Raw genomic sequence first — 10,418 nt, forward strand, 5'->3', positions numbered from 1 at the left:
TAGTCGGGGGTGAGTCCGCGTTCCTGGAGGTAGGTGATGAGGGCGGTTTCGAGGGTGAAGAGGGCGGGCTGGGTGTAGAGGGTGTCGTTGAGGAGGTCGGCGTGGGGGGTGTCGGGCTGGGCCCACATGATGTCGAGCAGGGGGTGTTCGAGGTGGGTGTCGAAGTGTGCGGCGACTTCGCGCAGTAGCTGGTCGAAGCGTGGGTGTGTGGTGGCGAGTTCGTGTCCCATGCCGGGGTACTGGGAGCCCTGTCCGGCGAACAGGACCGCGAGCTTCCCGTTCGGGGCGGGTGTTCCGGTGGTCAGAGCCGGGTGGTTGTGGCCGGTGGCCAGTGCGGTGGCCTGGGTGATCAGGTCTTCGCGGGTGCGGGCCTGGAGGACGGCGCGGTGGGGGTGGGTCTCGCGGCGGGCGAGTGCGTCGGCGATGGCCACCGCGCTCAGTGCGGGACGGTCGCCGGCGTGTTCGGCCAGACGGCCCGCCGCCCGGCCCAGCGCTCCCTCATCACGCGCCGACAACACCCAACTCACCCGCCCCGCAACCAAACCACCTTCCTCTGCGGCCTGGCCGGGAGTGCCGTCGTTGGTCTCCGGTGTGGAGGAGGACGCTTCGGTTTGGTCGGTGGGTGGTTCTTCGATGATGACGTGGGCGTTGGTGCCGCTGATGCCGAAGCTGGAGATGGCGGCTCGGCGGGGTGTGTGGGTGGTGGGCCAGGGTTGGGGTTGGTTGAGGAGGGTGAGGGGGGTGGTGTTCCAGTCGATGTGGGGGGTGGGGTTGGTGCTGTGGAGGGTGGGGGGGAGTTGTTGGTGGTGGAGGGCTTGGATCATTTTGATGATGCCGCCGACGCCTGCGGCGGCTTGGGTGTGGCCGATGTTGGTTTTGAGGCTGCCGAGCCATAGGGGGTGGTTGGTGGGGCGGTGGGGTGCGTAGGCGTGGTGGAGGGATTGGGCTTCGATGGGGTCGCCGAGGGTGGTGCCGGTGCCGTGGGCTTCGATGGCGTCGATGTCGTGGGGGGTGAGGTGGGCGTTGGCGAGTGCTTGGGTGATGACGCGTTGTTGTGCGGGGCCGTTGGGGGCGGTGAGGCCGTTGGAGGCGCCGTCCTGGTTGATGGCGCTGCCGCGGATGATGGCGTGGATGGGGTGGTGGTGGCGTTGGGCGTCGGAGAGGCGTTCGAGGAGGAGGAGTCCGGCGCCTTCGGCCCAGCCGGTGCCGTCGGCGTCGGCGGAGAAGGCTTTGCAGCGGCCGTCGGCGGACAGCGCACGCTGACGGCTGAACTCCACGAACATGCCCGGTGTTGACATGATGGTGACGCCGCCGGCGAGGACGAGGTCGCATTCGCCGGTGCGCAGGGCCTGGGCAGCCTGGTGCAGGGCGACGAGGCTGGAGGAGCAGGCGGTGTCGATCGTGACCGCGGGACCGGCCAGGCCGAATGTGTAGGCCACCCTTCCCGAGATGACGCTCGGCGTAACGCCGGTGAGCAGGTAGCCGGCCGTGTCCGCCGGAGCGTCGGCGAGCCGCGGCCCGTAGTCCAGCCCGGTCGCCCCCACGAAGACACCGGTGTGGGTGCCGTGGAGGGTGGTGGGGTCGATGCCGGCGCGTTCGAAGGCTTCGGTGGTGAGTTCGAGGAGGAGTCGTTGTTGGGGGTCGATGGCGAGTGCTTCGCGGGGGCTGATGCCGTAGTAGGCGGGGTCGAATTCGGCGGCGGTGTGGAGGAAGCCGCCGTGGCGGGTGGTGGAGGTGCCGAGGTGGTCGGGGTCGGGGTGGTAGAGGCTGTCGGGGTCCCAGCCGCGGTCGGTGGGGAATCCGGTGACTGCGTCGGTGCCTTCGGCGACCAGGTGCCAGAGGTCTTCGGGGCTGTTGACGTCGCCGGGGTAGCGGCAGGCCATGGAGACGACCACGATCGGGTCGTCCTCCAGGTCCCGCGGACCCACCGTCGCGACGGCCGCCGTGCCGCCGGAGCGCACCTCGGCCAGATGCCGGGCGAGCGCGGTCGGCGTCGGGTGGTCGTAGAGCACGGTGCTGGGCAGCGCGATGCCGGTCTCCGCCTCCAGTGCGTCGCGCAGTCCCACTGCCCCGAGTGAGTCGAGCCCGAGGGTACGGAAGGTGCGGTCGGCGGCGACGTCCTCGGCGCGGGCATGACCGAGCAGCTGCGCGGCCGCACGGCGCACCGTTTCGAGCAGGTCGCGACGGTCGGCCGACGGTCGCGTCGCCGGCGGTGCGGCCGTCGCGACGGCAGCCACGGGACCGGTCGGCGCGGTGCCCGGCCAGTACCGGCCGCGGTCGAACGCGTAGCCCGGCAGTGCGACGCGGGCCGGGAACAGCCCGGTGAAGGCCGGTGCCCAGTCGACGGCCTCGCCCTGCTCGAACCGGTCCACGAGGGCGCGCAGTTCGGATGGGACGGGGAGACCTGCCGGACGTACGCCATCGGCGACCGCGTCGAGCCCGTCCCGCAGTGCCTCGCGGTCCGCGGCGAGCACGACGGCCCGGTGTTCGTAGCTCTCGCGGGTGGTCGCCAGCGAGAAGGCGATGTCTGTCGGGCTGAGGTCGTCGGACTCCAGTGCGGCATGCAGTCGGCCGGCCTGGGCGCGCAGCGCGGTCTCGGTCCGGCCCGACAGCGGGAACGGCAGCAGACGGGAGACCGGCGTCTCGTCACGGGGAGCGGGCACCGGCGCATCACTCAGCACCAGGTGGCAGTTGGTCCCGCCCATGCCGAACGAGCTCACGCCGGCGATCAGTTCCCTGTCCGGTGCCGGCCAGGGAGTGAGCGACTGCTGTACGCGCAGGCCGAGCGCGTCCAGGTCGATCGCCGGGTTCGCCGTGTCGAAGTTGAGGCTGGCCGGCAGCCGCCGGTGCCGGATGCTCAGCGCAGTCTTGATCAGCCCGGCGATGCCGGCGGCACCCTCCAGGTGCCCGATGTTGGTCTTGGCCGAGCCGACGCGCAGCGCTCCCCGGCGTGACGCCGGGGCCAACGCCGTACCCAGGGCGGTCGCTTCGATCGGGTCGCCGACGCGCGTGCCCGTGCCGTGCAGCTCGACGTACTGCACCTCGTCGGCCGCTACTGCGGCCGTCGCGTACGCGCGCCGCAGCAGAGCGGTCTGGGCGTCGGTGCTGGGGACCGTCAGCCCGTCCGTCGCGCCGTCGTTGTTCACCGCGCCGCCGCGGATCACGGCGTGAACGCGGTCCCCGTCGGCGAGCGCGTCCGGCAGCCGCTTGAGCAGCACCACGCCACCGCCCTCGCCACGGACGAAGCCGTTGGCGCGGGCGTCGAAGGTGTAGCACCGGCCGTCCGGCGACAGCCCGCCGAAGCTCTCGACCGCCGCGGCCGCCGCCGGGTCGAGCAGTAGGTTCACGCCTCCCGCGATGGCCAGCGAGGATCCGCCGCCGCGCAGGCTCTCGCAGGCGAGCTGGACGGCCACGAGGGACGACGCCTGGGCCGCGTCGACGACCATGCTCGGGCCCTGCAGACCCAGCGCGTACGAAACCCGGTTGGCTATCAGCCCGCGGCGGGTGCCGGCCAGGGTGTGGTGGCTGACCGCCTCGGGCGCGACCCGGTGCAGGATGGCCCCGAAGTCGTCGGAGAACGAGCCGATGAAGACACCCGTCGAGCTGTCACGCAGGCCGGACGGGCGTAGGGCGGCGTCCTCCAGCACCTCCCAGCTGAGCTCCAGCACCAGCCGCTGCTGCGGGTCCATGGTGACGGCCTCCTTCGGCGAGATGCCGAAGAAGGCCGGGTCGAACGCGTCGACGGACTCGAGGAAGCCGCCGAAGGCCAGGGGACCGTCCACCTGTGCGGCCGGGTCCGTGGCGCCGGACAGCTCTGCGCGGCCGGCCGGCAGTTGGCCGACGGCGTTCTCGCCGGCGCTGAGGAGCCTCCAGAACGAGTCGAGGTCAGGGGCGCCCGGGAAGCGGCACGCCATGCCGATGATGGCGATGTCGACCGGTGCGGACTGCGCGGCGTGCGTGTGCTCTGACTCCATGGCGCCTGGCGGCCTTCCTGTGGCGAGTTCTGGCCGGCGGGACCTGGCGCCTGCGGAACACGGCGCTCTCGGACCGCCCTGCCCGATAGGAGAGTGTTGTGCCGAGTGCAGCTCGATCATGGTGGATGTGCCGTGAACGTCACCACCCGTAGGCACCCCTAGACACGCCACCGGTGACTTCGAGTGCGGACGCGCCGATCAGTGGGGTGCGGCCGTGGCCCGGACGGGTGGGACAGGTGGTGTCCGGGCCGTTGCGCGGGGACGTACCGCAGGCACGAACCGCGCGGGTGAACACCGAGCGTGAAGGGACACGGTGATCGCCTCGGACTCGTGCCTGCGGTGCTTCTGTGCGGACGTGTGACGCGCGTAGGTGCAGGGCCGCAGTTGTCGTTACGGTACGGGTGCTGGGGGAGTGCGACGTCAGGCGGCGTAGACGCGCAGCTTGACGGGGAGGTCCTCGCGGCTGCGGACGTTCATCTTCTTGTACACGCGGGTGAGGTGCTGTTCGACGGTGCTCACCGTCACGAACAGCTCCTCGGCGATCTCGCGGTTGGTGAGCCCGCGCGCGGCGAGCGTGGCCACGCGCTGCTCGGACTTGCTGAGCTTGTCGAAACCCCGCTCCTTCGTCGCCGACCAGTCGGAGGTCGACTCGAACCGGGTCGTGGCCACCATCAGCGAGTCGGACAGTGTGTCCGCGTGGCAGACCTTGGCCATCCGGCGTGCCCGCAGGGCCGCCGTGCGCGCCTTGTCCTTGTCACCGATCGCCCGGTGCGCCGAACTCAGATCGGCCAGGGTACGCACCAACTCGTAGCGGTCGCCGCTGGCTTGCAGCAGGTGCAGCGACTTGTTGAGGATCGTGAGGCGGTCCTTGAAGTCCCGCGTCGCGGCCACGCAGCGCAGCGCCATGCCTTGCGAGCGGGTGGTGCCGAAGCCGCACATCGCCAGTTGCGCCTCCAGCAGGGCCGAGGCCTTCTGCTGCTGGGCGAGGGAGAGCCAGGCCTCGGCGGCGCCGACCCGCCACGGGACGAGGACGGGGGTGTCCAGGTTCCACTGCTGCATCTGCTCGCCGCAGGTCATGAAGTCGGCCAGCGCGGCGTACGGACGTCCGCCCGCGAGGTGGTGCCGGCCGCGGGCATACAGGTAGTGCAGGCCGGACCGGGTCTGGAACAGTGCGGGTGCGGCCGCCGTCGCGAAGCACTGGGCGGCCTTCTCGTGGTTGCCGATGGACGTGTGCGCCTCGGCCAGGGTGGCCAGGGCCAGCCAGCCATGGGTGTTCAGGGACCGCGTCGACGCCTCGGCCAGCGCAGCCGAGCTGTGCTCGACGGCGACGTCGAGCTCACCGCGACGCAGGGCGATCGTGCCGAGCAGACCGCGCAGCACGGTGGTCCAGCCCTGCAGGCCGCTGTCCATCGCGTCCCCGAGGAAGCGGCTCGCGGTGAGTTGGGCAGCGTCCAGGAAGGAGGAGTAGATGAGCGTGAGCACGGCGGGCACCACGCAGGCGCGGACCGATTCGTCGAGCAGGCTGCCGGTCTGCAGCGACTGCTCCGCCTGTGCCGCGGTGTAGGCGTCGCCCTTGCCGGTCAGTACCGAGAGCAGGGACTGGTGCGCCCGGAGCCTGGCTCCGACCGCCGGCGACGTCGCGTAGGCCGCGGCCGGGGAGACCGGGGCAGGGGGCGGTGTCGCGACGGCCGTCCGCTGCACGCCGGGGAAGCTCGAAGCGATCTGCAGCTCGGTCACCTGCATCTCGACGGCGACGTCGGGGCGACTGGTGTCCGCGTGCCGAACAACGCTGTCAATGACCTCGACGGCGTCATGCACCTGGGCGTTCCACAGCATGGCCTGGGCGACCGGAAGGGCCGTGCCCGGCGCCATCAGGCCGGTCAGGATCGACGTCTTGAGCGACTGGTAGCGCGCGGCTGCGCCGGCGAGCTCGAGCATCGAGCAGACCTCGGCCAGTTGGGCCTTGATCTCGTAACGCGTCGTGTCGTCGGTGCAGGAGGCGTCGGCCAGCTTGAGGTACCGAATGCCGAGCTCGACCTTGCCGGCGGCGAGCACCAGGCGCGCCGCGTCACGCAGCACCGGCAGGCCCCACTCGTCCTTGACGGGACCGGCTGCCAGCAGGTGGAAGGCGATCGACTCGGGTGAGGCGCCGTGGGCGTGCAGCAGCCGGGCGGCGCGGTGGTGCAGTTCGATCACGGTGGCGCTCGGGATGGCGTCGAGCACGATCTCGCGGACCCGCTCGTGCCTGAACGTACAGCCGACCAGAAGCCCGCTTGCCTGGAGCCGCTGGAGCGCGGTCCGCACCAGTCCCAGGGACGTCTCGCAGAGTTCACTCAGCTGGTACTCGTCGGCGCTCTCCCCGAGCAGCGCCACTCCCTGTGCCACCTGGCGGGCCAGGGGGCCCATCCGGTGCAGGCAGACCTGGACGGCCCGCTGAAAGGCGTCACCCGCGATCGGCTCGGATACGGAACCATTCGGCCCGGTATCCGATGCGGTGGGTTGCGCCTGTCTGTCCTGCATCAGCGCGTATATCAGCAGTGGATTACCGCCGGTTAATTCGTGGTAGCGCGCAGCTGATTCCGGGTCAGTAGTATCGGCCGTGTCGACATTTGCTTCCGCCATCAGTTCCGCTACCGCTTCGGAATTCAGCGGCTCCAGGGAAATGCTGCTTACATCGCATTCGTAGAGGATTTCCTGGAGGATCGGAGAGGTCGATTCCGCGGTCGCGTCCCACGACACGATGACGGAGAGCGACAGAGACTGCGGCGCAGTGCGCGCCGTGAGATACCGCAGACAGCGGACGGAAAGCGGGTCCGCATGGTGGATGTCGTCGATGACGAGCACGACCGGGCCGTGCTCGGCCAGGGCGGTCACAGCGAGTCGCGCCCTCTCCGCGACGTGCACCCAGCCAGGCGCATCGCCGTCGTCCGTGAGGTCCGTAACGGTAGCGTCAGCACGGAATCCCTGGGTGAACAGCTGCTGAACGACGGCGAAGTCCTCGTCGCGCTCTTCCCGCAGGGCGCAGGCTCCGAGCACCGTGGCGCCTGCGGCTCGGGCCCGTGCGGTGAGGGCTCGCAACAGGGTGCTCTTGCCGATGCCGGTCGGACCACTGACGACTGCCAGGGTGCCGACGCCCGAGTCGACGCGGCCAAGTAAACAGTCGATGTCCATTCGAGTTTTACCGCGACCCACCAGAGTCATCACCAAACCTCGCTTTCCCCGTCGCGCAGCCGGCCGTGTCTCTAGCGGACCCGGGTGGTGCACGCAACCTGCCGCTCGCGATTTCCCGTGTTACCGCGGGACTCGTCAATTCAATCTCTCACGAACTTCTGTATATCCTCTACACAGACTCCGCAATTCGTCAATGACTTCCTCGAACGTTTGCCCAAGCTTGGTGAATCGCGTAACATAGGCGAAACGCTAGGTATAGTGGGTGTATAGGGGTTTATCGCCACATGGCACGCAGGTAGCCCCCGCCAGAACCCGGCGGGGGCTGAAAGCGTGAGGCGAGAATCAGCCACGGTGAAATGTGGCCGGCCGCACCGCTCAGACCAGACGAGTGGACAGCACCAGGCCGTCGCCGATGGGCAGCTCCACCGTGTGGTAGTCCGGACCGTTGACGTGCTCCAGGTACGGCTCCCACAGCCAGCGCGCGAGGCTCACATCGTCACCCAGCACCAGGGCGTTGGGGGCCAGGACGGGCTCCAGCATCTTCAGGACGGTGAGGTTGTCGTCCTTCCACGCGTCGAGGAGGAGGAGGTCGATCGGGCCCTCCAGATCCGCCAGCGTCTTCAGGGCGTCGCCCTCGCGGATCTCGACGTACTCGGTGAGGCCGGCCTCGGCGATGTTGCGGTTCGCGACCTCGATCTTGGACGGCATCACCTCGGTGCCGATCACCTGGCCGCCGCCGTTGTCCTTCACCGCCGCCGCCAGGTAGATGGTCGAGACGGCGAACGAGGTGCCGAACTCGACGGCCCGCTTGACGTTGCGCGTCCGGCAGAGCAGGTACATCAGATTGCCGACGTCCCGGTGGATCGGCAGATACGCCTCCTCGAACATCTCGTTGAGGGCCTCGTGGCCGATCTGCTCCGGCGGCCGCCCGTCGGCGATCAGCTTCTGGATCGGCGCCGCGTCCTTGACCTGCTCGTCCTCGTAGAGGCGATCGAGCAGTGCGCTGACGTTGTCATTGTCGAGAGTGGTCATGCCATGCCTTTCGGGTGGTGCGGAGCTGGCCGAGCGGCCACTCCGGGCGGAGATCGAGGGAACCTGTCCGGGCCCGACCCGTCCGTCTGGATCGCATCCGTCTCGGTCACGTCCACCTGAGCATCGGGTTCGCCGATGAGGCTAGAACCCCTTGGCGCCGCAGCGGCTGGGGTGCCGGGCGTCTTAGGGGGCCGAGTCCGCCGATCTGGGGTCGGGTGTGCTGGCGCGGTGTTCGGTCGGATGGCTGAATGACCCGGGCCGGGATCGATTCGTCCGTCCCCGCGTCCTCGCGCTGGACCCGCCCGGTGATGCAGCTACCGAAGCAGACGATTGGACGAACGAGTGGATCTTCTGCGGAGCCGCCGGCTCTTCTTCGCCCACCACCACCTGACCGGGGCGCCCTGGGGGCAGCCCGCCGCGTACGCGTTCCCCGAGCGGGCCGCCGCTGTGGCCGGCGTGGGCTCGACCGGAATCGGCTTCGACGCCCAGGAACTCACCGAGTTGGTCGCCACACACTCCGCCGACCGGGTCCGCGGTGTGCTCGACGAGCACGGCCTGCACATAGGCGAACTCGAGGTACTGACCTGGTGGTGGGGTACGCCCGACGACGCGGACGCCTCGCGGCCGATGGAGCAGCCGATGTTCGCGCTGGCCGACGAGTTCGGGATCGCCCGGCTCAAGGCGTCCGCGGTCTTCCTGCAACTGTCGGACCGGCCACCGCTGGAGGTACTGGCCGAGCGGTTCGGCGCCCTCTGCGACCGGGCGGCCGAGCACGGACTGCGCATCGCCCTGGAACCGGTCGCCGCCTTCCCCAACTTCAGCTACGCCGACGCGGCACAGGTCGTACTCGACGCCGACCGGACCAACGGCGGCATCGAGATCGACGCCTGGCACTTCTTCCGGGACCCGACCGGCTTCGCCGCCCTGGACCGGCTGGACGGAGCGCACATCAGCGGACTGGAACTGTGCGACGGCGTTGCCGAGCCGCAGGTCTCCCTGATGGAGGACTCCGCGGACGGCCGACTGCTGCCCGGTAAGGGCAGTTTCGACCTGCCCCGGCTGCTGCGCGAGGTCGAGCGCCGGCAGCCCGACGTCGACCTGTCGGTGGAGGTGCTGTCCGCGTCGCTGCGAACGCTTTCCCCGGCGGAGAACGCCAAGCACACCCTGGCCGCCGTGGACGCGCTGCTCGACAGGCGCTGAGCGGCTCCCGGCCCGGTCCCCAAGCACCCAGTCAGGACGGCTCCCGTGACCCAGGCACCCCAGCCCCAGCAGGACGACAAGCTTCGCGACTACCTGAAGCGGGCGACCGCCGAACTGCAGAGCACACGGCGTCAGCTGAACACGTTGAAGAACGCGGCGCGCGAGCCGATCGCGATCGTCGGCATGTCCTGCCGGTTCCCCGGCGACGTCGCCACGCCCGACGAGCTGTGGCGACTGGTTGCCGACGAGGTCGACGCGATCAGTGCGTTCCCGACCAACCGCGGCTGGGATCTCGACGCCCTCTACGATCCCGAGCCGGGCGTCGAGGGCAAGTCCTACACACGCGCGGGTGGATTCCTGCACGACGCCGACCAGTTCGACGCCGACTTCTTCGCGCTCAGCCCGCGTGAGGCGATCGAGTCCGATGTTCAGCAGCGGCTGCTGCTCGAACTGGCCTGGGAGGCCTTCGAGGCAGCGGGCATCGACCCCACCTCGGTCCGCGGCAGCCGCACGGGCGTCTTCGCCGGGCTCGTCTACCACGACTACCCGGGCAACGCGAACATGGGCTCCATCGCCTCCGGCCGGGTGGCGTACTCCTTCGGGCTGGAGGGGCCGGCGGTGACGGTGGATACGGCGTGTTCGTCGTCGTTGGTGGCTATGCACCTGGCGGCGCAGGCTCTGCGGTCGGGGGAGTGCTCGCTGGCGCTGGCCGGCGGCGTGAACGTCATGTCCGCTCCCGACGCTTTTGTGGAGTTCAGCCGGCAGCGTGGGTTGTCGGCGGACGGTCGGTGCAAGGCGTTCGCGGAGGCGGCGGACGGTACGGGTTGGGGTGAGGGTGCGGGTTTGTTGTTGCTGGAGCGGTTGTCGGATGCGCGGCGGTTGGGGCATCCGGTGCTGGCGGTGGTGCGGGGTAGTGCGGTGAATCAGGATGGTGCGTCGAATGGGCTGACGGCGCCGAATGGTCCGTCGCAGCAGCGGGTGATCCGGCAGGCGTTGGCGAGTGCGGGTCTGTCGGCTGCCGATGTGGATGTGGTGGAGGCG

The 10,418-nt window shown here is 69.8% G+C and carries 5 protein-coding genes; 2 read left to right on the forward strand and 3 right to left on the reverse strand.

Going from position 1 to position 10,418, the window contains the following annotated elements; translation table 11 throughout:
* The 3 genes from ACWDZ6_RS32980 to ACWDZ6_RS32990 all read right to left on the reverse strand — a co-directional run.
* Positions 1–3,974, reverse strand: a 3,974-nt coding sequence (locus ACWDZ6_RS32980) for a beta-ketoacyl synthase N-terminal-like domain-containing protein (protein WP_451505767.1), incomplete at its 3' end; no start/stop codon positions are given.
* Positions 3,975–4,394: 420 nt separating this feature from the next.
* The gene (locus ACWDZ6_RS32985; RefSeq protein ID WP_451505768.1) at positions 4,395–7,175 is read right to left on the reverse strand and encodes a helix-turn-helix transcriptional regulator; all 2,781 of its coding nucleotides are present in this window, start codon (positions 7,173–7,175) and stop codon (positions 4,395–4,397) included.
* Positions 7,176–7,520: 345 nt separating this feature from the next.
* On the reverse strand, positions 7,521–8,177 hold the full coding sequence (locus tag ACWDZ6_RS32990; RefSeq protein ID WP_366736272.1) for an O-methyltransferase: 657 nt from the start codon (positions 8,175–8,177) through the stop codon (positions 7,521–7,523).
* Positions 8,178–8,507: 330 nt separating this feature from the next.
* Between ACWDZ6_RS32990 and ACWDZ6_RS32995 the strand changes: the two genes are divergently transcribed.
* On the forward strand, positions 8,508–9,377 hold the full coding sequence (locus tag ACWDZ6_RS32995) for a sugar phosphate isomerase/epimerase family protein (protein WP_451505769.1): 870 nt from the start codon (positions 8,508–8,510) through the stop codon (positions 9,375–9,377).
* Positions 9,378–9,422: 45 nt separating this feature from the next.
* On the forward strand, positions 9,423–10,418 hold a 996-nt coding region (locus ACWDZ6_RS33000; protein WP_451505770.1), incomplete at its 3' end, for a beta-ketoacyl synthase N-terminal-like domain-containing protein.

It is taken from the genome of Streptomyces sp. NPDC002926 (genome assembly GCF_053591755.1).

Bases quoted from the DNA above. Each gene is read 5' to 3' on its own strand.
- ACWDZ6_RS32990 (WP_366736272.1), bottom strand. From the start codon at position 8,177: ATGACCACTCTCGACAATGACAACGTCAGCGCACTGCTCGATCGCCTC.
- ACWDZ6_RS32985 (WP_451505768.1), bottom strand. From the start codon at position 7,175: ATGACTCTGGTGGGTCGCGGTAAAACTCGAATGGACATCGACTGTTTA.